This is a genomic window from Microbulbifer sp. ABH2_005, from assembly GCF_056160005.1.
Genome location: NZ_JBSWWI010000001.1, coordinates 2,617,400 through 2,639,997, shown reverse-complemented (window position 1 = coordinate 2,639,997; position 22,598 = coordinate 2,617,400). Strand labels below are relative to the sequence as shown.

Here is a 22,598-nt window from a genome sequence, read left to right as displayed (position 1 = left end):
ATCTATTAAATGTAGTTCATTGGTGGCATCAACAGCAAAAATCCATATTTCATTATCGATAATTGCCGCATCTTTAATGTTGATTGGTTTTTAATTTTGGATAAAATGGGGAGATGTTCTTTCCATATTTTGCCTTCCAGACTGACAATGAATCATAAGTGGTACGTAGAGCGTATTTATTCTCAACAGACCCTCCGGTAACAAGCGATACATCAACCTTACAGTTGGGGCCTGCTTCAGCGACTGTTAATGCACAGGTTTTCATTACAAATCCTTGTATTTGAAATCATAGACATCCGAAGAAATAAACGTGGCGGTACAGACTCTATTTCCCTGTTTTGCCCTTTCGAATGCTCTGTCAAGGTTGTAGATGTCGTTAGACCAATCACTCTCTTCGTAGGTGGCAATATTGGTAATGTCTTTAATAGATATCCCGTCCTCGTTGAAATTAGAGGTAAGATGATCGATTGCCTCTTCTTTTGAGGTTGCTGGTACAACAGCGCGGTTGTAATAGAAATCGCTTCCATCTTGCTCGACTGAGCTAGTTGGTAAGACCGTACAAATGGTATCGATAACCCAAAACTTATCCATTGAGTACTTCACCCCCTAAAAGTGGTCCTAATTTACGATAGTGGGTGTGTTTTGTAAGCCCGCTTAGCGTAGAATCTTTTTCTGCAAGAAAAGCTGTATGATCTTCATTCAGCGTAAGACTGACTGCTTGTGTAATTTAAAAAAGCTACCCTTCTCAGTTTGTGTGCTTGATAAGATACTGCGACTTATATTGAGGCAGCGGTACCACTTTTTGGGGAGATGGCATTACAGAAGTACCAATTTGATTTTATGCAGTAACAATTGCTTTGAATTTGGTGTGTCGGTCTATGGGCTGATTTAACAGGATGCGGTACGTTATGCATTCGTAACAGGGTAACAATACTAGGCTAGGAGGCCGCTATGGGATTTGGTGGAATTAGTATCTGGCAGTTGATCATAATATTGCTTCTTATAATACCAATAGTGCATGTACTCATCTCCAGTCGCTCCCATGGTGGGGCAAAAGTGGGATGGTTCTTCGGTGTTCTTTTCTTTTCCTGGTTGGTCTACGCCGTCTTTCTGATTGTTACCCAGCCAGTGAAGGATGCTAAGGTGGTTCGTGGCAGTTAGATTATCTGTGCACCTTCCTCCACAGTTGGTAAGTGCTCTCAATCACCTGGTGAATATGCCGGCGAAACTCCTGCGGCAATTTTGCGTACATTCGGGCTCTTAACGGCGGAAAGGGAACCTGCGCAAAGTGGTGCAGGTTCTCGGTGCCGTACACCTCCGCCATAGTAATCTCCACCGCCTCACACCAAGCCGGCAGCAGCTCCGCGGGTATCTTCTGCTTGCCTGTTTCCATCTTCGAAACTTGAGATGGCGCCAGTCCCAGCTGCCTGGCCTACTGTGCGATCGTTTCCCCCTCCTGTTTCCTTGCGTTGCGCAGGCGTTCGCCCAGTGTTCCGGCCTCATAGTCATCCATTGCCCTTTACAGCCCTCTAGCAGTAAACTGTATAGATATACAGTATTTAGGGTTTCCAGTATGAAGCTTTCCCCACTCTACGGCCACAGCGTAGCCTGTGGCTTTCCCTCTCCCGCCGATGACCACAAGGAGGCGGCCCTTAGCCTGGATGAGCACTTAATCAGCAAGCCGGCGGCGACCTTTATGGCGCGGGCGAATGGGGATTCCATGATGGGGCTTGGCATCTTCGACAAGGATCTGTTGATTGTCGATCGCTCGCTAAAGCCTACTCATGGCGATGTGGTGGTGGTGGCCCTGGATGGACAGCTCACCTGTAAGGTGCTGGACCAGCAGCAGGGGCGGCTACTTTCTGCCAACGATGACTATGCCCCGATCCCCATTTGGGAAGGGCAGGAACTGATAGTGGAGGGGGTGGTAAAAGCTTCGGTGCGTTACCACCGGCCGCGCTGAATGCTGGTACTGGTGGATTGCAATAGCTGCTACGCCAGCTGTGAGCAGATATTCCGGACGGACCTGCGCGGGCGCCCGGTGGTGGTGCTCTCCAATAACGATGGCTTTGTGGTGGCGCGCTCCAAGGAAGCAAAGCTATTAGGCATCGGCGACCTGGAGCCCTTTTTTAAGGTTCAGCACCTGCTGCGCGCTCACCGGGTGGCCATCTTCTCCAGCAATTACCCCCTGTATGGTGATATCTCTCACCGGGTGATGACCACCCTGCGCGAGTTTGGCCCCAACGTGGAGGTCTACAGCATCGATGAGATGTTTTTGGACCTGCATGGGCTGCAGGAGGATTGGCAGGACTACGGCCGCAAGATCCGCAACACCGTCTGGCGCAATATCCGTATGCCCGTCGGAGTGGGTATCGCCCCCAGTAAAACCCTGACCAAGCTCGCCAACCGCGCAGCCAAGAAAATCCCCAAGTGCGATGGTGTTTGTGCGTTGGATACGCCCGAGAAACGGCAGTGGATGCAGCGCCGCACCGCTGTGAATGATGTGTGGGGTATAGGTCGTCGCCTCACCAAGCACCTGGCGGATTTCGGCATAGAGACCGCCTACGACCTGGCACAGGCCAACCCGAAAATCCTGCGCCGCCGTATTAATGTGAATATTGAGCGAACTATTGAGGAATTGAACGGGATTCCCTGCCTGGGCTTGGAGGAAGAGCCTCCGGCGAAGAAGCAGATCTATTGCACCCGCTCCTTTAGTGAAAAGCTCACAGACTTACCCCCGATACTGCAGGCCGCCACCCTCTACGCCAGCAGAGCCGCAGAGAAACTGCGCGCACAGAAATCGCTGGTAAAGTCGATCCATCTATTCCTGCACACTTCACCCCATGAACCCAACTACTACAGCCGCAGCACCGTAGTGCAGACCCCATACCCGACCGATGACACGCGGGTAATCGTGCGGCTGGTGAGGGAGGCCATTGCCGATTTATACCACCCCGGCTGCCGCTTTATGAAAGCAGGCGTCGGGCTAATCGAGATAATCCCTCGCGCACTGGGCCAGGGTGATTTGTTCACCCCAGGACAATCGCTCAGGGCAGGGGAGACCATGCAAGCGATGGACAGGATCAATAAAAAGTTCGGTCGCGGGACACTGTTTCTAGGGGTTGAAGGTATCCAGAAGAAATGGAAGATGCGGCAGGCTTTTACATCGCCTGCCTATACCACTCGGTGGGGGGATTTGCCTCGGGTGGTAACTTAGTTTTTTGGAGAACCTTGTCGAAACTTGAAATACAAGATTTTAGTCGGGCAAGATTACATCAACGCCAATCGCAAAGTGATCAGATGGATATGTTTTATATGCGTTCTTCAGAGAAAATATCCGATCGTTCGTCGGAATTAGAAAGCTACTCTCATAGCCACTTTGTGAATCACCTGCGATATAAGGTGAAGATCTAATAATAGTGTTGTCTCCAAGTAGCCAGTCAATTTTTAATTCAGAGCTTTTGATGTGAGTAGAAGATAAACTGACATGTGATGAGCTGCAGGAGTTAGTGGTTTCGCATTGTAAGTTGGTGAATCTTGTTTCGTCTGTTATTTCTTTTATTGGGTGGCTGTTCGGTTTTGAGTTTAGGTCGCCAACTATGATTGTAGGATTTGTTCTGTTTTCATGTTTTTCCATGACTTTTTTGGCTGAGGCAAGGCGAATGTCTGGGTCAACATGGCAAAAATGAGTATTTACAAAAGTAAATTTATTTTTGTTTTCGTCATCGTTGTCGATTAATGTTACCCACATTTGATTTTTTATGGCTGCGCCATTTCTGTTTGATTTTGGGAAAAGCGCACTGCCAGAGTTGGCTTCATTCTTTGTGAATCTTCTCTTTTTGTACAGAATTAAATTGTAGAAATCTTTATCTGCTTCAGCTTCTACAATTTCATATTCAGGTTTAAAGTGAGAAAAAATATCGTTGTATTGTGATCCCTTGACCTCTTGTAAGCCAATTATGTCAGGGTCTTTTTCTTCGATTATAGAGTATATTAGATTTCGCCGAATATGCCAGTGTGCTACTTTTTTTTTCATATAGTGGGCAATTCTCACAAAGTATATTGTAAGACATTATTTTTATTTTCTTTTGGTCTCCAAGTGCGACTTCGGCGCCAAATGTAAAAAAGATAAGTGCTAAGAAGAATAATTTATTTCTCAGTGAGATTTTTTTCATACCCTGGTCAACTTGAATTGAAATGCGAAAGTTACATAGTAAGGGGGTTTTAGCGTTGGCATTTTTATTTAGGAGTTGGGTTTTATGCTTACATATAATATTTTCGGTGAGCCTGTCTCGCAAAACTCATTGCTTACATGCATTTTAACTTGATCGCCATTATTATATGCAGTAATGAGTAATCCATATAGTGGATTAAAGCCGGGGTGTTCCATCGATAAAGCATAGCGATAGTTAATTTCGCATCCAATTGGATTATGTTCAGATCCGTCTGTATAGATGTAAATCTTTCCTGAGGCGCCTCCCATCATAGAGTTAATCTTGGTCCAATCACCCTCTGACCAATCTTCGGCGGCATAAGATATACTGCAGGCTGAGAAAATTGAAATGGCAAATAAAATTTTGATGATGTTGATTTTAAACATTAATTCTTCCTTTTAATTTCAACTATGAAAGTTCTATTCCTTTACTCTTTTCTTTAGGGTCAAGGATTTGTAAATTCAGTGAGCTTTGCTCACCACTTTGTATAGGCTTTCGTTTGCTCCTTCAAGTAGTCATAGTGGTCATAGACTTGCCATTGGCCCGGCAGTTTGTGTCCTAGCATTATTTCAGCAATATGGGGCTATGTCAGTTCGGAGAAGTTTGTCCTTGTCGCCTTGCGCAAGTCGTGAACCGATCAGTGTTTCATCTCATAGTCTTTGTGCCGGCGTAGCCACTGAATGGCATTGTAAAGCAGTGCCAGCGGTAGAAAATAGTACCACCCCAGAAGAAGTTGAGGCAGGCTCCATACCCCCGCAGGTGGCACGCGGGTAATAGTCTGACTATTGGGGGGCGTGAAGGTGGTGGACCGAATCAACCGTAAGTTCGGTTGGGAGGCTTTTTTTCTAGGTGCTGAAGGCATCAAGAAAAAGTAGAAATGTGTCAGGCGTTTACATTGCTTGCCTATACTACTAGTTGGGGGGGGCTAGGGTGGTGACCTGTGGCTATAGCCCCCTATCCCCTATATTGGGAGGCTGTGAATTGACTATGGGGGCTGTTAAGGCGCTAGTTATATGTCAACACGGAGGGTAGGTGCGGGGCTGTCTAAATATACAGATTTTGAGCGATTGCCCTATTTAATTTGCACCACAACAAAAAAAGGCTTACGCCGTGAGACGTAAGCCTTTGCTTTGTATGGCGCGCTCGGGAGGATTCGAACCTCCGACCGCCTGGTTCGTAGCCAGGTACTCTATCCAGCTGAGCTACGAGCGCGTTACGGGTGCGGATATTATAGAGACGCTTTACCCAAGTCAACTGTTTTCTTAAAAAAATCGTTACAAATCATTGTCTTACCCCATACATACTGGCCTTGCCAAGAGCTATACCAAATAGCGGGCCAGGGTGTCCCAGTCGAAGCGCCGCGTTTTGCCATCGCTGAACTGTACCTCCACACGCTGATCCTCCCATTTTAAAACCCGCCCCTGGCCGAGTTTGTTGTGGCGTAGGACCTCGCCTTGGCTGGGCTTGCGTATGGGGGCGGCGGGTGCGCTGAGTGTTGGGTTGTAGTCGCAGGTCTCTAGGTAGCGCAGGGCCTGGCGGGAGACCGGGATATCGGTATGGACATGTTCGGGGCGTTCGCGCAGGCATTGCGCCATCAGCTGGCTAAGAGGCAATTGCATTTCGTCGATAAATAACGAGGGCTGTGCGGCATCGGGGTCTTTGCGCTTCGCTTCCTCGGTGGGGGCCAGCAGAAATAGTTTGGACTTTGCCCGCGTCATAGCCACATACATCAGGCGGCGCTCACTCTCCAGGGAGGCGGGGGTGCTGAAATCCCGCTGGGACTGGTAGGGCATATTGTGCTGGGTAAGGGTGGGAATAATGACCTGATCCCACTCCAGCCCTTTGGCCTGGTGCATGGTGGTGATCTGGATGGCCTCTGCGGCAGTCTGCTCGCCCTCGCGGTGTTGCCGCTGCAATTCCTGCAGGTGCGCCAAGGCTTCTGCCGGAGGTTGCTTGAGGGTATCCAGATATTGGCAGAAGGCCAGAATGGTCTGCTGCCTCTCCTCACCCTGCTGGCGGGTGAAGGCGTCTTCGGCGATACCGCTGAGGAGTTCCAGCTCACCGATATGCCGGCGCAACAGCTCGCCGGCGTGGCCGCGCCAGCTCTCTATTTGTATCAAAAGCTCTGCCCGTTGGCGCAGGCGTTTGGCTTGGGGTTTGCTCAGACTCTCGGGCAGTTGCGCAAGCAGCTGTTTGCCCCAGCCTTTCTCCCGAGTGGCGAGGGCGGCGCAGAGGGGTTCGAGTACTTTGCGCGGGATGCGCACATGCGGGGCGGTGAGCCATTCGTACAATCCTTGCTGGCGCCGCTTGGGCGGGAGTTCGCTAAAACGTCCCGAGGCGATATTCAGGCTCCAGAACAGTGGTCGCAGTTCGCGGCGCGACAGCACCGTGTTGCGGCTGGCGGAGCGGTAGGGAATACTGTTGGCCAGCAGCGCCAGCTCCAGCGGTGCGGCAATAGACCAGAGGCGCACCAGCACGGCGATACCCGCCAAAGATTGGCCCTGCTTTTGGCAACGGCGCAGGTGCTCTACCAGCCAGCGCCCCTCTTTATCGGTGTTCACCAGTTCGATGGGGGTTTGCCGTTCGCCATCGGCGGAGACACAAAAAATCTCGGCGCGGTCGCGATTGTTTTCAATAAAGTGGTTGGCGGCCAGGGACAGCTGGTGCCCGTAGCGGAAGGTACGGCTCAGGTGATAAATGTGAGACGGCGGAAAATCCTGGTCGAAGAGTTTGAGCAGGAATTCCGGCTTGGAGCCGCGCCACTCATAAATGGTCTGGTCGGGGTCGCCAATGGCGATCACATTGCCATTGCCGCCGTGCAGCACTCGCAATAGAAAGTGCTGTATCTCGTTAATGTCCTGGTACTCATCCACCAGGATATCTTCATAATTTCCGCCGTATTGTTGTGCCAGCTCCGGTTTTTCATGGAGCAGTTTTGCCGGGTCGTAGATCAGGTCGGCATAGGTTACGGCTGCCTGGCTGCGGCGCCAGTCTTCGAAGGTGCGAAATACCTGTAAAAAATATCCGTATTCGTCGCCGAGTTTCAGTTCCTTGAGCGCACTGTGCTCACCGCAGAGAAGGGTTTTGCTGTAGTCGATAAAAAATTCTGCGGCCTCGACTTCCGACTGCTTGCGCTCGCGAATTTCCTCCAGCTCGTGGGTGGGAGCGCACTCCTCAATGGCCTTCCAGATTTGCAGCTGTACGCTGGATTGTGGCAGGGGGCTGAGGTTGGCTGCGGTGATATGGCCGTTGGCCATCATGCGCTGGTACAGGCGGTAGCCGACGCTGTGAAAGGTGTGCACCGCCGGGATGTGATTACTGGCCAGCTGGCCCATACGGCGCTCGAAATCCTCCCGCGCGCTGCGGTTGTACATCAATACCAGCAGCTGGGCGGCGGGGGTGCCGGCATCCAGGCGATTTTTTACATAGTGCAGTAGGGCAGTGGTTTTGCCGGAACCGGCCACGGCAATAATCTTGGCGTGGCCCCCGGAGTGATCCGCAATGGCCCGCTGTTCCTGTGTCAGTGTATCGCCAGCCATGGTGTCCTTCGCCCAAATACTGGATATTTTGCCAGTAATTGGCGCTGGCAGACAAGTTAACTAAGTGATGGGTCAAGTGGGATCGGCGGGGGAGGGGGGAGCGCTGGGTTGGCCATCGTCATTGATATTGTGATGGCGCAGGGCCAGTTCGGCGATGTAGGCAGAGAGAAATACCCGGCCGGTTAATTCTTGCAGCAGCTTGGAGCGTCCCAGCCGGTCCAGTACCGGGCCCTTAACTTCCGCCAGGTGCAGGCGGATATTGCGCTCCAGCAGGTCTTGGTTGACCTGCTGCAGGCGCTCGGTGGCGGTGCTGTCGATGCGGTTGACCGAAGAGAGAATCAGCACCAGGTCGTGCAGGCTTTTTTGCCGTTTCACCTCTGCAAACAGGCGGTCTTCTACCGCGCTGATATTGCTGAAAAACAAATTTTCATCGATGCGTAGGAAAAGAATGTCCGGTTGGGTTTTTACCGTATAGCGCAGCACATTGCGGAAGTGCTCGGTGCCGGGAACACGCCCCACCACGGCGATATGAGGCCGGCTAGCGCGCCAAATCAGGGTGGCGAAAGAGAGCCCTACGCCCAGGCCGATACCCGCTTCCACACCAAACAGTATGACGCCTAATAAAGTGCCGCCCATGGCCAGGCCATCGGTGCGGTCATAGTGCCAGTGTTGTGCCAGTGCGCGTAGGTCAATCAGATTGGCTGCCGCCACAATAATGGTTGCGGCCAGTACGCACACCGGCAGTTCGGTAAACACCTTGGTGGCATAGAGCAGCACCAGAGCTATCAACACAGCGGCGATAATACCGCTCAGCGGTGATTTTGCCCCCGCTTCATCGTTCACCGCGGTGCGCGCAAAGCTGCCGGTTACCGCAAACCCACCGGAAAAGGCACTGAGAAGATTGGCGGTACCGAGGCCGCGTAGTTCCGCATTGGCATCAAGCTTTTCTCCCCGTCGCAGGGCGATGGTGTGGGCCACCGAGAGGCTCTCGACAAAGCCGAGCAGGGCGATAATCAGTGCCGGCAGCAATAGCTCGTAAATCATGGAGAAATTAAAAACCGGCAGGGTGAAATCTGGCAGGCCCGCAGGGATTTCGCCCACCACGGGCAAATCCTGCTCCCAGTGGAAAATGGTGGTGAGGGCGATGGAGAGCAGCACAACCAGCATTGGAGCCAGGCGCGATAGCAGCTTTGCCCGTGTGGCCTCAACGCCCAGGGTGCGCAGTAAAAAAGGAAGCCCGAGGCGCGCGATAATTAAGCTAGACAGGGCAATCAGCCCCATCAGGGCTGCATCCGGGTCGCTCAACGGGCCGTTATCTATGGTGCTCAGCAAAATTTCCAGGGCCGTGTGCCCCTCACTTTTAATGCCGAGCAGTGGGGCTATCTGCCCCGCGATGATCAGCACCGCTGCGCCGGACACAAAGCCATTGACCACCGGTAGGCTCAGCAGATTGGAGAGGCTGCCAAGGCCCAGGAAACCCATCAATAGCAGCATTATTCCACTGAGTAGGGCCAGTAGTATGGCCCCGTTGATATATTCGGCACTGCCGGGAGTGGCGATTGGGGTGAGGGCGGAGGCGGTCATCAGGGCCAGTATTGCCACGGGCCCCACAGAGAGTACTGAGCTGGAGCCGAACAGGGCATAGCCCACCAGAGGCAGCAGACCCGCATAAAGTCCCAAGTAGGGCGGCAGGCCGGCCAGTGCCGCATAGGCCAGTGCCTGGGGAATCAACATCATGCTGGCAAGGATTGCAGCCACGGCATCCCCTATCAGCCACTTGGGCTGGTAGCGTTTTAGCCAGAGGGGGATCAGTTGCTGCACACGCATGTTTTACTTTTGTTGATTGGCGGATCTCCACTTGGTGGTGGCGATACCTTGATTCAACAAGATAGACCGCAGCGACGGCGCTGCTTACTAGTGCCGCCTCTACCAGGTGACCGCCTTATCCGCGCGCCGGGATCATCTTATGAGCGCCGAGCCTGAAGATGCCCATGCCGGCCAGCATGGCCAGGGTAAATATCAGTGCTTTTTCCAGCCCGGCACCGCTTGCCACAATGGCGGGGCCGGGGCAGAAGCCCGCCAAGCCCCAGCCGATCCCAAACATTAGGCCGCCTATCACCAGGCGGCGGTCAATATGGGTATTGGTTGGCAGCTGCAAGGTTTCTTTTAATAGGGATTCTTTGTGCCCTTTAAATAATTGTAAGGCGGGCAGACTGACGGCGATGGCGCCCGCCATAACCAGTGCCAGGGAAGGGTCCCAAGCGCCGGCAATATCTAAAAAGCCCAATACCTTTTCCGGGTTAGCCATACCGGATAACAACAAGCCCAGTCCGAAGATCAAGCCCGCCAGTAACGCCGTCACAGTGGTTTTCATCATTTGATCCTCTCTTAAGCGGCCAGCAGGTGGCGGACAACATAAACAGTGGCAAAGCCAGCGGCCATAAACATTAGCGTGGCGACCAGAGAGCGGGGTGAGAGACGGGATAGGCCGCAGACACCATGACCGCTGGTGCAGCCGGAGCCCAAGCGGGTGCCGAAGCCCACCAGCAGGCCGGCGGTGATCAGGGTGGGGTAGCCCGCCTCAATTTTGATGGGGGGGAGGGCGGCAAAGAGCTGCCAGGCCAGCGGTGCAGCCAGTAAGCCGATAATAAAAGCCAGGCGCCAGCCGATACCGGAGCTGCTTTCCAGCAGGCCGCCCAAAACACCAGAGATGCCGGCAATGCGGCCATTAAAAATCAGCAATAGGACGCTGGCGAGCCCGATAAGTGCGCCGCCGGCGAGTGCCGTGGTAGGGGTGAAGGCAGTCCAATCGATGGTCATGGCGTTACTCCGCGCAGTAGAGTTGATAAAGAGTTTGTAGAAGTGCCAGAACCCGTGGGTCAGCTACTCGGTAGTAAACGTGTTTGCCCTCCCGGCGGGTGTCCACCAACCCCTCGCGGCGTAGGACACCCAGCTGTTGGGAGAGGCTGGGCTGGCGAAGACCCAGGCGTTCCTCAAGTTCGCCTACATTAAGTTCTTCCTGGCTGAGTTGGCACAGCAGTAACAAGCGGTCTTGGTTGGCCAGGGAGCGCAGCATGGCCGCGGCTTGGCCGGCGGAGTCGCGCATCTTGTTTAAATCGAGGCTGGAGGTATCGGGCATTAACTTGGCCTGGTAACAATCTACAAAATAATAATATATTGTTTTACATATTATCAAAATGTATATTGATCGGGTAGTGAATTTGGAGGGCAAAAAATGCCGCAGGTAAAGCAAAGCACTCAGGTGCGGCCGTTCCTCGACAGAGAGACCGAAACCTGGAGCTATGTGGTATACGACAGGGCCGGTGGCTCGGCCGCCGTGGTGGATGCCGTGCTCAACTTTGACACGGCATCCGGGCATACCAGCAACAAGGGTGCGCAAGAAATAGTGGCGTTTATCCGGGAAAAGAATCTCACCCTGGAGTGGATACTGGAAACCCACGCCCATGCCGACCACCTCTCTGCGGCGCCTTTCCTGCGGGAGCAGTTGGGTGGACGCATCGCTATCGGCGAGCACATTTGCCAGGTGCAGAAGATTTTTCGAGAGGTTTTTAACCTGGAACGGGAGTTCCTTGCCGATGGCAGCCAGTTTGATCACCTGTTCAAAGACGGTGAACATTTTCAGGTGGGGGATTTGGAGGCGCGAGTAATTTATAGCCCCGGTCATACTCCCGCAGATATGGCCTGGTTGATCGGCGATGCCCTGTTTGTGGGAGATACCCTGTTTATGCCGGATGTGGGCAGTGCCCGATGTGATTTCCCCGGAGGCGATGCCGCACAACTGTATTTGTCGGTGAAAAAAATATTATCCCTGCCGGACGAAACCCGCATGTTCATGTGTCACGACTACCCGCCGCAGGGTCAGCGGGAGCACCAGTGTGAAACCAGTGTGGGGGCCCAGCGACGGGAAAATATCCACCTGCGCGACGGTATTAGCGAAAGCGAGTTTGTGGCAATCCGTAAAAAACGCGATGCCAGCCTGCCCATGCCGCGGCTGATTATCCCCTCAGTGCAGGTCAATATTCGTGCCGGCCAGTTTCCTCCGGCAGAATCCAATGGCACAGTCTATCTAAAAGTGCCGCTGAATCAGCTGTAAAAAATCCAAGTAAATCTAGCGCTGCAGCCAAGATTAGCTGGGGCCGCAGTCACAACGAGGCGACGATGAATATTAAAAAATTAGATGGGCAAGTGAGCGTTTCTGAACATATTGCCTGTGAAGAGATGGCACCTCTGGCACAGAGTGGTGTACAGGTGGTGGTTTGCAACTGCCCGGAAGGGGAGAGTGAGGCACACCCCAGCTACGAAGCCATGGAACGGGCCGCTCAGGATGCCGGCCTACGCTTTATTGCGATTCCTTTTACCCGTGGGCGAATGACCCGGGAGCACTGCGAGGCCTTTCGCAATGTATTGCAGAGCGGTGAAAAAATTCATGCGTTCTGCCGCACCGGAAATCGTTCCAGTCAGGTTTGGGCTGGGGCCAAAATTTTAATGGGTGCCGATAAAAAACAGTTGCATAGCCAGGCACAGGCAGCAGGCTTTGATGTCAGCGCCGCGCTGGTTGCTATCGATTCCTAACTTATCGAGCCCTAATTAATTTGAGCACCTAATTAAGGCGCTTTAATTGCCGGCTAGACCATACCAAAAATTGCGGCACCGCTATGCATTGTAAGAGAGTACCGCAATTAAATGTCTGTCATATGCCGTGACAAAACGGGTGGAACTGACGGCGTGAAGAGAAAAAGTGGAAGGTAAACCATGGTTATGCAGAAACTCTCCCGATGGTTTCCCATCTTCACTACCTTTCAATCCTATAACCGCCGCACTTTAAACCGGGATCTACTCGCCGCCGTAATAGTCACGGTGCTGCTGATTCCCCAATCCCTTGCTTACGCCCTGTTAGCGGGGTTGCCGGCGGAAGTCGGCCTCTATGCCAGTATGGTACCGCTGGTGGTTTACGGTATTTTCGGCTCTAGTAGTACTTTATCTGTGGGGCCGGTCGCGGTGATCTCACTGATGAGTGCCGCCGCCCTGGGAGAGGTCACTGCTACTGGTGAGGTGGATTACCTGAGCGCGGCCGCCGCCCTGGCGCTGCTCTCCGGGGGAATACTTTTTCTGCTGGGCACTTTACGTCTCGGCATGCTGGCGAACTTTCTTTCTCACCCGGTGATCTCTGGTTTTATTACTGCTTCCGCATTATTGATTGCACTCAGCCAGCTGCGGCATTTATTGGGGGTGCCCGCCCATGGTGATACTGCACAGGAGTTACTGCTATCGCTATGGCAGAACCTGCAAAGCATCAATAGCCTCGCCTTGATCACTGGAGTGGGGGTGGTGATTTTTCTCTATTGGGCCAGAGCTTTTGCTGCAAAGTTTCTGGAAAGCATGGGGTTGTCTCGCAGTAATGCCGGACTGTTTGCCAGGGCGGCTCCGGTGGTGGGCGTGCTGGCAACCATTGCCTTATCCGCTGTCCTGAATTTTGAAACTCACCAGGTGGCACTGGTAGGCGTTATTCCCGCCGGTTTACCGCCGCTATCATTGCCGAAGCTAACACTGCCGCTACTGCAATCTTTACTTGTTCCTGCACTAATGATCGCCATTATTGGCTATGTAGAATCCATATCAGTGGCCAAAACCCTTGCAGCCAAGCGACGACAAAGAATTGATGGTAATCAAGAGTTGATCGCCCTGGGTATGGCCAATATCAGCTCCGGCCTTTCTGGTGGTTTCCCAGTGAGTGGTGGCTTTTCTCGCTCGGTAGTGAATGATGCCGCAGGTGCGCAGACACAATTTGCCAGCCTGTTTACTGCCATAGGCATCGCCTTAGCCGCGCTCTTTTTGACCCCTTTTCTTTATTACCTACCAAAAACCACCCTCGCCGCTACTATTATTGTTGCGGTTCTCTCCCTGGTGGACTTCTCCATCCTGCGTAAAACCTGGCACTTTGCCAAGGCAGATTTTATTGCCGTTACCTTGACAATTGCCGTTACCCTGTTAATGGGCGTCGAGCCCGGTGTAGCCTGTGGTGTTGCCGCATCCCTATTATTATTTATCTATCGTGCTTCTAAGCCCCATATCGCCGAAGTGGGCTTGGTGGAGGGCACCGAGCATTTCCGCAATATTCACCGACACCAGGTAAAAACTGTTCCCGAGATTCTCACCTTCCGCGTAGATGGCCGCCTGATTTTCTCTAATATCGGCGTACTGGAAGACCGTATCTATAGCGGCCTTGCCAATAATCCTCAGGTGAGACACGTCATTCTGATGTGTAGCGCAGTGAATGAGATTGACTGGAGTGCATTAGAAGTTTTGGAGTCTATGAATGCGAATCTGGCGGAAAGAGGGGTTTGCTTCCATCTCTCCGAAGTGAAAGGGCCAGTGATGGATTGCTTGGAGAAAAGTAGTTTTTTGAAGAAGTTGTCTGGGCGGGTATTTTTGAGTCAGTATCAGGCGTTTGTGCAGCTAGGTTAGGGCAAAACCACATTACATTGAAGGAATGCAAGGCTTGCGGACTACAAGCGGTATAAGTCATTGGGTGACTCACTAAGGTCGCAGTTCGAATACACCGTTGAATAGAAGTGTGGCCAGAACCTTTCACCAAATAGGCTGAGAAGATCAAAGCAGGCCATACAGGGGCTAGGACACTTCTTCCATCTAGCTGTGCTTGAGGCTTAAAGCGGCCATCCTAGAAGTGACCGGATCTAGCGGAAATATTCCAGCTAGCTTATGCATTCAAGGCTAAATCCACTTGCAAAAGCCTCATAAGTGTTGGTTTCTTTTGCATATTTTTATGTGCAGAAATTACTATGTTCAACTGTTGTCGATATCTAAGATCACAAGCAGATGCACATATCCACAGTAAGATCAGCGTTAACCTATTGATTTTTAATGATTTACATCAGTGATCAAAAGCAACAAAATAACAAGATATAATGCAGCCGCAATATATCCACTTGAGTGTTTCTATGTCAGAGATTGCTAATTCCTTGATTTGTAAGCCTTTTTCTGGATTTACTGGTTTTTTTGAACTTGGGATATGTTGCAGGGTGATATAGTGCAGCTGCTTTTGAATACACTGTTAGGCAAAAGTACAAATGACAGAGAAAGTACCATGTACAAAATGCGGTGCGCTTGTTCTTCCTAGTACAGCAGAGAGAACGGGTGGTGTTTGTATGGCCTGTAAAAACGGCATACGAGAAAGCATGGAGAAATCAAAGGAGTATTATAAAAAGGAAATAGAGCTTGATAAAACATGCCCGTTCAGGCTCTTTTGGAGCGAGTTAGTGTCTCGTGTATATAATGAAAGTAAAGGTTTTAAATCTCTGTCTGAAGCAGAAAAAATATACTTTTCGGTTAATTGCCTGAGTGGTGAAGTCTATAACGGTGGCTTTGATCAGTACTTTTCCAATTCAGCCGGTGAAAACTACATGCATGCTGAATTAGGGCTAATTCAACTTAAAGCAACAAATTCACTTGGGTTATTACGCAAAGCTAAACAGATAGTATTTGGCAAATCGGATGTCCCAAAAGAGCAATATTTACGTCAGGTGGCAACTAATTCTGATGATGTTTCGAAAGATCTAGATGAACTAGACACCGAATTCTATAAAGATCCAGATCAGCTAGCAGAGAAGCTTGAAACTTACGCAATAAATAATGACCTAGTCAAAAATGCCTAACAATACGTGCCAGCCGACATTTTTTCCGTCGCTCCTTTTGTGCTTAAATAGCACAAAAGGGCTCCTCCAAAAATGCGGCTGCACTCAGCGTTAGGTGAAATTCAGTATGAGACTAATTGGCATCATTTTTGTCTTTTTATTTAGCTCATCCGTTTATTCAGATGAGATTCCATGCTGGATGAATCCTGACATGGTTCCAGAAACAACCCAGCTCGCGGTATTAAAGACATACCTATTGCCAATCAATCTAGATGCACCCAGAAAAGATTTAGAAGCGAGAATAAAGCATCAAGATTATCGCTTCATCTCAATTGGCGGTTTTGGGGTCGGCTATCCAGGTCTTTCTGACAAAGAGATGCTCTGCAAATACGGCTCTAGATATATCATGGGTACTTCAGACGCATTGGAGGGGAGGGAGCATAGTAAGCTGTCTCATGCATTTAGCCGTTATGCTAAAGAATATAATATGGCCTTGGAGAAGAAACTCAGTGCCAAGTAATTCACCTAACAATCACAGGCAGTATGCGCCGGCCCTTCGGGCCTCTGCGGGACCTCCTACGCTACGCTTCGGCCGCCCCTGCTGTGGGCATTAGAAGTGCATAGGTATGAAGACTGTAATCTCTATTCTGGCTTTGTTTCTTTTAGTTGCCTGCACAGGGAATATGATCAAAGGTGAATGGCACCATGCAAATGATCAAAGCAGCACTCTGATAAGATTTGAAAATGGAGATGACTGTTTCATCTTTGTGGGTGGGCCCGTCGATGGAATGGCTTCCGAGTGTAAGTATCAAAAGATAGGGGTGAATTCTTACGAATTGTGGTTCCTGGATGAAGCCGGAAATACAGAGGAAGGTGGCTATCTACCACTTACTTACGATCAAGAAAAAGGCACCATAACCGTTGTAGCCGAGGAGCGTACTATTGAGCTTCGTAGAAAATAGCTCCACTTCTAACAAGGTGGTGTTGTTCGCCGCGCAAAAGACGCGTGACTGGGACAGCCTACACGCCGCTTCGCTCTGTTTCGGCTGCCCCAAACAACGGCGTTATGTGTAAATAGATATGGAAGATCATGTATATAGCCCGACAACTTTTTGGCAGCTATTTGGTGGCATTAACGACTTTACCGCTTGGTTTATGCCCTTCTTTCTATTTGCTGCATCATTAGTGTGGTTCCATAGAGAACGCTCCATTTTATCTGGGCTTTCACTTTTCGCAGGAGTATTAGTTGCCGCCTCAAGGGTTGCGCACATATTAATACCTAACGTACATTCAATCGCCCTTGGGAACTCCGAACCAACTATTGAGCAAAACCCAGTCATCTGGTTTTTATACGTACAAGCCTTAAATATTGGCAGTTTTATTTTCGTTGTATGCGTTGGTTATCACTTCGCATTCAGCCAAACACATAACAAGCAAAGGCAGCAACGCCCTTCGGGCAGGACGCGCTAACGCGCGCCGCTGCTTTGGGCGTTCTGAATACCGACAAACTTGAGAGATAATAAAGAGGCATAATGCTAACTGATACATTTGCAGACCGTTACCTTGGAATCCAGATGTGGGAAGACTTCACAGATGTGGAGGAACGCTTTTTAGTTCAGGGGTTTCGCATAGTCAGTGAGCAGCTATTTCCATACTACAGGGATGGAAAAGAAATTCCCACCTCGAAAGCGACTTGGATATCGATACATGACAAGCTAAGTATGGAGCTTGGCTTGGATGAGCTGTCTCGAAAACGCTATCACTTCAACACAACCTATAATGGTAAGCCTGTCACTCAAAGTGGGGCTTGGTCTATGGATAAGGTCTGCAAAGAGTTTGTTAACTCAAAATATGATGGGACTGTATCTGCCGATAGGTTCATTAAAGAAAGGCTGAGTTTTATTGAGCTGGCGTTTCGTGAGAGAGAAAATCAGCTTAATGAAATAAATAGAAATTTGCCGCAGAAATTGCTGCATGCCCAAATCCAAGATAAGCGAGTTAAGTCAGGAGGCGTTAGAATTCCGGGTAATCGAGCGGATAGCTTAAAAGCATTTAACGAATCAATTAATGCATCATTTAAAGCTTCCGTTGCAGAATTAAATGAACGTCTGCGTCGAGCAAACTTCAACCTTAATTATCATAACGGATTTATACAGATTTCTGATGACAAGCTTCTAGAAGAACAGATTGAAAGAGCATTCTGGGACATGACAAATGACCCGCTCTGGAAAAATGTCGACATAGATATGAAGGAGGCTGTAGATCTCAGAGATAGTAATGGTAGAGATCCTGCCTTCTATGCTGCTCGAGCTTTGGAAAGTACGATTAAAATTATTTCCGACCAGAAGGGATGGACGCACGGTGGGGAAAAAGGCGCACAAAACTATATTGAGAATTTGGCTAGTAAAAAGAATGGCGCATTTATCAACGACTGGGAACGAGATGCTTTGAAAGCGTTTTTTGCAGCAGTGAGAAACCCTTTTGGTCATGGCCCAGGAAGTGAAGAAATGCCAAAGCTTTCACGGCAGCAAACTGACTGGGCAATTGAGTCATGCATGTCATGGGTAAAAACTCTAGTAATGCGTATGTAGCGAGAATGTGCCAAGAAAACACTAGCAAGTTGCTCAATTGCGTTCCGGCCGCAAAAAGCGCGGCCTCCACGGGACAGCCTACGCTTTGCTTCGGCTGCCCATTAGCAAAGCGTTAGCGCCAATCTTATCCGAGGTAGATGTAACCTAAATGAGCACAGAAAAAGACAAAATATCCCGTGTTAAGAAGGCAATTTTAACTGCTGACCAAAATTCTTCTCTTAAGGATATTATAGATATAGATGAGCCTGCATTTAGCGGCGTAAGAATTTTGTACGCTACAAATTTTAGTGGTGCACAATTGCAGGTAGATGACTCACTAGAGCATATCATTTCAGGTATATTCTCGAAAGATCGATTGCTAGCGTACTCAGATTCAATCAGAAATGAGATGGAGTTAGGAACATCTGTTATTGGTTTCAAACAAAGAGCATTGCTTGATACAAACTTGTTGTCGGACCTTCCAAAGTACTTCAAGGGCATCGACATTACCACAACGGATAAAGTTGAAGATGTCTTGACTGTAATCGAAAGTGTATATGGTGGTGGGTTTGACTATTCTTTTGCCATGCTAGAGAACTTGAGGCAATTTACTTGTGACAACAACCCTCACCCAGTTAATAAAGTTTCAGCAGCAATTTACTTCGACCACAAATTAAGAGGTACCATAAAAAAATCGAACACGGAAGGCGATATATTCGAGCCATATATTGAACAAGCTGAGTCCGTTTGGATGAGCTTTAGGTCAAGTGAAGTCATGTGGGGCCAGATAGATCGAAGAGACCTAATTTATGCAGTTATGCTTAAAACCTTTCACATGTGCTGGACAAGTACGAATATCACTATAGAAAGGGCGCTCCATAATCTTGTTGACTACTGCTTGGATGAGCTGGGTGTATTACCCCTCAAGGAAATCTACTTTGCATGGAAAGTTGTAATTGGATTCAGTGTTGGTTTCTTTACGCCTGTTTTTGATGAGGGCTCTCTTAAGTCGCCAAAAAGTGACTCGGTAAAACGTATCGGTGCTCTTGCATGGGATCTATTTATATTTAGATTCACAGAAACTTCACTTACAGAAGAAGCAGGTAACAATTTTTACATTCCAAGCGTAACTACTTTGGATAAGGGATTGCTCGATACGATTTCAAGCTGCCCAGTAAAGGCTATGATTTCTTTTCCAGAGCTTAAATATGTTGAAACAATATTCGAGAATGAGCTTCAGTTTCAACAGTGTTTAGATTCCTCAATGTCAGCGAAACAGAAAGAGAGAATATTAGATGTTGGTAGAGGCATTAAAGGAGCCAAAAGGTCCAGGCAGTATATGTCTATATCGATATCCAAGTTAGAGAAATCAATAAAGAAGCTAAACTAAAATCGCTAACAAGGCGCTGCACACGGATAAATTACTCGCTGCGCTCCTAATTTACCGGTGAGCGGGGCGTTATATTTCACGATAACGGAGAGTATCGGTGATTGATCTAGATAGGTTCATTGTAGAATTGGATAGGCTCATTACAGCGGTTCACCTTTACGATGAGCTTTATTGCGATGACGAAGCAATAAAAGTCGTGAATTCAGTATCCAGCCAGGCTTTTAATATTATCCGGTACTCAATGCACAACGACATAGTCATGTCGGTGTCGAAGCTTATCTTTGATGGCAAAGGCTATAAAACCAAAAAACAAGAATACGAATACTTGAGTCAGTATAATCTAGCCACAAAGTACGAACATTTTATTGATGGCGAGCTTCAAACAAATAGAGACGGAATTCGAACCCTAAAAGAATCTCTGAATGTGAAAAACTATCGCGATCTTGTCCTAGCCCACAATGACAAACCCACACTAACGGGAGAGTCTGAATTACCGAAGCATAATCTAGAAACAGCCACTCTATTAGAGTTACTTCAAGAATCCAGACTGTTATTCTTCGGCATTCGTTTAAAATTAGCTAAGGAACAAGGCGAAACTAGCTTAGCAGTATCGGGTTGCAATGTAGTCCGTAGCGGCGTGGGTTATAATCTTGTAAGGAAGCTAAAAAATATAACAAACAAAGGCAGCCGACGTATAAATGCGCAGCTGCTTTGAGCGTTATCTGGCGTGAAGTTGAACCAGTGGGGCATTAATCGACCGAGGCTCAAATGAAACTCGACAGCGGGATCCGGTTAGTAAGCGACGGCGAGCAAGCTGACTTGTATACACTCGACGAAATCAACACAGCGCTGGCGCCGATCGGCGCCCGGATTTGGGCGCAGGATTGGTCGGGCCTCTCCAACGACCTTAAGGCCTTTTTGGCCGATCCCGAACCTCCGACGGAGCGTGTCGCGGAAGTGATGCCACACTTTCTGCTATCCCGCGAACGTCTACTGGAAATCATCGCCCAGGCGGGACGCGAGCCCCATATTCCCGGAGGCGGAGAGCTGACCACACTGGACGAGACCCATGGCGTTTCCTATCCGCAACTGTATGTCGCACAGGAAGGTGAGGACTTTTCGCGTTTTGACCGAATGCATGTGAACATTAGCGCCGATGGGACGCCTGTCGATGACGTGGTACAACTTCTCTGCGGCAGGGGTTTCGTTGTGCACCTCCGTATTCCTTCGGGCGAGACGTTCAAAGTATATCTTGCCTGCCCCACGTCTGATGCTGGCTGGCTTTTAACTGTTGATTGCGCCATCCCATTTATCGGCAGCTTTAGCGGCGCTTCGGCTGGGGCCAAAGCCGTCACCCAAGTTATCGGCCCGGCACGCTGGAGGATGGAGTATCTTGAATAGAGATGTCTGTGCAGCTAACGGACGCGTTCAATCAATGGAAAATGGCAACAGCCAGATAACAACGCGTTGCACCGGAGTAAGGGCGTCGTCCTTCCTCCAGCTACCCAACCAAACGAACGCCCTTGCCCGGTGAACGCCACCGTTAAGCCTCTATGAATATCGAGCATTTTAACAAGTATCTTGAGTTTCAAGATAAAGGCCTGAAAAAACAGGCGACAAAAGAGGTTAGGTTATTTATCGATTCATTCTTAGATGAAAGCGAGAAATATGAGTGGGTGTGGGCTTGTTTGCCAAAACTCGATAAAAACAGACATTCAAGAATAAGGCATGAACTTTTCCATGAGGTCGTGTTTCCTACACTGAAAAAGGGGTATATTGAAAATGACTTCAAATCTACATTATGGCTGGCCAAACTAATACAGAATATCTATCAGAATAATAGAGTTCATGAAGAACTAGATTGGATTACCGATACCTTACTTCTAGAGAGGTGTTGTAAGTTAAGTCCGAAGAATGATGAAGCAAGAAGTTTATATCTGGAATCAATTGTTTCATGGTTAGGCTATTGCATCCACGAATGGCCATCTGGGATATTGAGTGGTAACGATGGTGCAAGTCTTGAGGAATGCAAACTAATGAGAAGAGAAATTGAGGTGGTATCTTCATTAGATAAAGAAATGATACACAAAGACTTCATAAGTGATTTTTTGGAGAAATTGTGTGAATACGAGGCAAGGCTTAACAAGTGACTATGGCCCTTTGTCAAATATTTAAACCATTTTCTCATTCCAATAGGTGTTGTTTTTTACCATCGTATTGAGGATGGTAAGTTGCTTCCTCATACATGCGATAAGGGCTACTTGCTTTGGTTTACCAGCAGCGACCAAGCGCTCATATATTGGCTTTGATTTAGGGTGGCATTGTATTGCCGACATCATAGAAACAAACAAAACCGTGCGTACACGATGTCGCCCACCTCGAATATAGCGCTTACCCTGGAAGCTGCCGCTATCACGATTCATCGGGGCGATACCCACAAGGGCCGCTATCTCTTTGCGGTTCAACTTGCCCAGCTCAGGAAGTTCGCTCATTAGCGTGTAAGCCAGTACATTACCGACTCCTTTAGCACTTAATAAGAGATCGCGTTTTTGTCGCCACTCGGCAACACTGTTAACAAGTTTATCAAGTTGCTTATCGATCCCTTCTAGCTCTTTCTTGATGGCTTTTAAGATAGCCTGAATGGGCTTGTGAACAGACTTAGGCATTCTCTTGAGACGATTCTTTTGCATTGTGCTCATTTCTAAGCACTGGTTCCTGACCGTCAGCAAGTCACTGATATTTCTGAGCTTTTCTGGTTTGATTGATGACAATTTTGGCTTCATTGCTTCACCAAAATGTGCGATATCAATAGCATCTAGCTTATCTGCTTTGGCGAGCCGCCCCGCTGACTTTGCAAAGTTTCTTACTTGCGTAGGATTGCAAACAACTATCGGCAATCCAGCTTTATGAGCAGAACAGACGAATTCTAATTCTAGTCTTCCTGTGGACTCGATTAATACCCTTTGAGGTTTAAGCGGTTGTAGTCGTTTAATGGCGTCTTTAATACCTTCTTTGTTATTGGTAACACTAAAGAGCTGGCCAGTAGGTCTCACATAAATATCGAGTTGTTTACCGCTGGTATCGATACCGACATTGATCTCTTGAGGTTCCATAAGATAAGCTATCTCCGCCTTGCTATTCGGACTCGAGGCCCACATGACTATTCGAGTTATGCCTAGTGGGTGTCTGTCACGTTCATACTTGTTATCGGC

Annotated in this window: 26 protein-coding genes and 1 tRNA gene; 15 read left to right on the top strand and 12 right to left on the bottom strand. The window is 49.1% G+C overall.

Going from position 1 to position 22,598, the window contains the following annotated elements:
* Nucleotides 1-73 precede the first annotated feature (73 nt).
* Nucleotides 74-265, bottom strand: a complete 192-nt coding sequence (locus ACXAFI_RS11505) for a hypothetical protein (RefSeq protein WP_475108924.1) — start codon at nt 263-265, stop codon at nt 74-76.
* Nucleotides 265-591: a hypothetical protein gene (locus ACXAFI_RS11500; protein WP_475108923.1), complete on the bottom strand. Its 327-nt coding sequence runs from the start codon at nt 589-591 to the stop codon at nt 265-267. Before ACXAFI_RS11500 ends, ACXAFI_RS11505 begins: the two co-directional genes overlap by 1 nt.
* A gap of 360 nt (nt 592-951) precedes the next feature.
* On the opposite strand from ACXAFI_RS11500, the gene ACXAFI_RS11495 reads away from it, so the two are divergent.
* A complete protein-coding gene (locus ACXAFI_RS11495; RefSeq protein WP_475108922.1) occupies nt 952-1,161 on the top strand; it encodes a hypothetical protein in 210 nt (69 codons plus the stop codon).
* Nucleotide 1,162: 1 nt separating this feature from the next.
* On the opposite strand, the gene ACXAFI_RS11490 is transcribed toward ACXAFI_RS11495, so the two are convergent.
* Nucleotides 1,163-1,393: a hypothetical protein gene (locus ACXAFI_RS11490; RefSeq protein ID WP_475108921.1), complete on the bottom strand. Its 231-nt coding sequence runs from the start codon at nt 1,391-1,393 to the stop codon at nt 1,163-1,165.
* A gap of 180 nt (nt 1,394-1,573) precedes the next feature.
* Here ACXAFI_RS11490 and ACXAFI_RS11485 point away from each other — a divergent pair, with 180 nt between their 5' ends.
* Nucleotides 1,574-1,963 carry a LexA family protein gene (locus ACXAFI_RS11485; RefSeq protein WP_475108920.1) on the top strand — a complete coding sequence of 130 codons (390 nt, stop codon included), beginning with the start codon at nt 1,574-1,576 and terminating at the stop codon, nt 1,961-1,963.
* Entirely contained in the window at nt 1,964-3,217 is a 1,254-nt protein-coding gene (locus tag ACXAFI_RS11480) for a Y-family DNA polymerase (protein ID WP_475108919.1), read from the top strand. It abuts the gene before it with no gap.
* A 39-nt stretch (nt 3,218-3,256) separates the two neighbouring features.
* On the opposite strand, the gene ACXAFI_RS11475 is transcribed toward ACXAFI_RS11480, so the two are convergent.
* The 8 genes from ACXAFI_RS11475 to ACXAFI_RS11440 all read right to left on the bottom strand — a co-directional run bounded on the left by ACXAFI_RS11475 (nt 3,257) and on the right by ACXAFI_RS11440 (nt 10,892).
* Nucleotides 3,257-4,036: an endonuclease/exonuclease/phosphatase family protein gene (locus ACXAFI_RS11475; protein ID WP_475108918.1), complete on the bottom strand. Its 780-nt coding sequence runs from the start codon at nt 4,034-4,036 to the stop codon at nt 3,257-3,259.
* Nucleotides 4,037-4,243: 207 nt separating this feature from the next.
* The gene (locus ACXAFI_RS11470; protein WP_475108917.1) at nt 4,244-4,600 is read right to left on the bottom strand and encodes a hypothetical protein; all 357 of its coding nucleotides are present in this window, start codon (nt 4,598-4,600) and stop codon (nt 4,244-4,246) included.
* Nucleotides 4,601-5,349: 749 nt separating this feature from the next.
* Nucleotides 5,350-5,426: transfer RNA gene (locus ACXAFI_RS11465), tRNA-Arg, on the bottom strand.
* A 107-nt stretch (nt 5,427-5,533) separates the two neighbouring features.
* Nucleotides 5,534-7,753, bottom strand: a complete 2,220-nt coding sequence (locus ACXAFI_RS11460) for an ATP-dependent helicase (protein WP_475108916.1) — start codon at nt 7,751-7,753, stop codon at nt 5,534-5,536.
* Between the two features lie 72 nt (nt 7,754-7,825).
* Nucleotides 7,826-9,580, bottom strand: coding sequence for a SulP family inorganic anion transporter (locus tag ACXAFI_RS11455; protein ID WP_475108915.1), 1,755 nt, complete (start codon nt 9,578-9,580; stop codon nt 7,826-7,828).
* A 115-nt stretch (nt 9,581-9,695) separates the two neighbouring features.
* A complete protein-coding gene (locus tag ACXAFI_RS11450) occupies nt 9,696-10,130 on the bottom strand; it encodes a DUF6691 family protein (RefSeq protein ID WP_475108914.1) in 435 nt (144 codons plus the stop codon).
* 11 nt (nt 10,131-10,141) lie between these two features.
* The gene (locus ACXAFI_RS11445; RefSeq protein WP_475108913.1) at nt 10,142-10,573 is read right to left on the bottom strand and encodes a YeeE/YedE family protein; all 432 of its coding nucleotides are present in this window, start codon (nt 10,571-10,573) and stop codon (nt 10,142-10,144) included.
* 4 nt (nt 10,574-10,577) lie between these two features.
* Entirely contained in the window at nt 10,578-10,892 is a 315-nt protein-coding gene (locus ACXAFI_RS11440; RefSeq protein ID WP_152452914.1) for an ArsR/SmtB family transcription factor, read from the bottom strand.
* 96 nt (nt 10,893-10,988) lie between these two features.
* Here ACXAFI_RS11440 and ACXAFI_RS11435 point away from each other — a divergent pair, with 96 nt between their 5' ends.
* The 12 genes from ACXAFI_RS11435 (at nt 10,989) to ACXAFI_RS11380 (ending at nt 21,536) form a co-directional block, all read left to right on the top strand.
* On the top strand, nt 10,989-11,867 hold the full coding sequence (locus ACXAFI_RS11435; protein ID WP_475108912.1) for an MBL fold metallo-hydrolase: 879 nt from the start codon (nt 10,989-10,991) through the stop codon (nt 11,865-11,867).
* A gap of 65 nt (nt 11,868-11,932) precedes the next feature.
* A complete protein-coding gene (locus tag ACXAFI_RS11430; RefSeq protein WP_475108911.1) occupies nt 11,933-12,346 on the top strand; it encodes a protein tyrosine phosphatase family protein in 414 nt (137 codons plus the stop codon).
* A gap of 186 nt (nt 12,347-12,532) precedes the next feature.
* Nucleotides 12,533-14,239 (top strand): SulP family inorganic anion transporter, encoded by a 1,707-nt coding sequence (locus ACXAFI_RS11425; RefSeq protein ID WP_475108910.1) that lies wholly within the window; start codon nt 12,533-12,535, stop codon nt 14,237-14,239.
* A gap of 623 nt (nt 14,240-14,862) precedes the next feature.
* A complete protein-coding gene (locus tag ACXAFI_RS11420) occupies nt 14,863-15,447 on the top strand; it encodes a DMP19 family protein (RefSeq protein WP_475108909.1) in 585 nt (194 codons plus the stop codon).
* Nucleotides 15,448-15,553: 106 nt separating this feature from the next.
* Nucleotides 15,554-15,946, top strand: a complete 393-nt coding sequence (locus ACXAFI_RS11415; protein WP_475108908.1) for a hypothetical protein — start codon at nt 15,554-15,556, stop codon at nt 15,944-15,946.
* Nucleotides 15,947-16,052: 106 nt separating this feature from the next.
* Entirely contained in the window at nt 16,053-16,388 is a 336-nt protein-coding gene (locus ACXAFI_RS11410) for a hypothetical protein (protein WP_475108907.1), read from the top strand.
* Nucleotides 16,389-16,506: 118 nt separating this feature from the next.
* Nucleotides 16,507-16,896 carry a hypothetical protein gene (locus ACXAFI_RS11405; RefSeq protein ID WP_475108906.1) on the top strand — a complete coding sequence of 130 codons (390 nt, stop codon included), beginning with the start codon at nt 16,507-16,509 and terminating at the stop codon, nt 16,894-16,896.
* A 62-nt stretch (nt 16,897-16,958) separates the two neighbouring features.
* Nucleotides 16,959-18,017, top strand: coding sequence for an AbiJ-NTD4 domain-containing protein (locus ACXAFI_RS11400; protein WP_475108905.1), 1,059 nt, complete (start codon nt 16,959-16,961; stop codon nt 18,015-18,017).
* Nucleotides 18,018-18,165: 148 nt separating this feature from the next.
* The gene (locus ACXAFI_RS11395; protein ID WP_475108904.1) at nt 18,166-19,386 is read left to right on the top strand and encodes a hypothetical protein; all 1,221 of its coding nucleotides are present in this window, start codon (nt 18,166-18,168) and stop codon (nt 19,384-19,386) included.
* A gap of 97 nt (nt 19,387-19,483) precedes the next feature.
* A complete protein-coding gene (locus ACXAFI_RS11390; protein ID WP_475108903.1) occupies nt 19,484-20,101 on the top strand; it encodes an AbiU2 domain-containing protein in 618 nt (205 codons plus the stop codon).
* A 242-nt stretch (nt 20,102-20,343) separates the two neighbouring features.
* Nucleotides 20,344-20,787, top strand: a complete 444-nt coding sequence (locus ACXAFI_RS11385) for a hypothetical protein (RefSeq protein ID WP_475108902.1) — start codon at nt 20,344-20,346, stop codon at nt 20,785-20,787.
* Between the two features lie 152 nt (nt 20,788-20,939).
* A complete protein-coding gene (locus ACXAFI_RS11380; RefSeq protein ID WP_475108901.1) occupies nt 20,940-21,536 on the top strand; it encodes a hypothetical protein in 597 nt (198 codons plus the stop codon).
* A 21-nt stretch (nt 21,537-21,557) separates the two neighbouring features.
* On the opposite strand, the gene ACXAFI_RS11375 is transcribed toward ACXAFI_RS11380, so the two are convergent.
* A complete protein-coding gene (locus ACXAFI_RS11375) occupies nt 21,558-22,499 on the bottom strand; it encodes an IS110 family RNA-guided transposase (protein ID WP_475108900.1) in 942 nt (313 codons plus the stop codon).
* Nucleotides 22,500-22,598 lie beyond the last annotated feature (99 nt).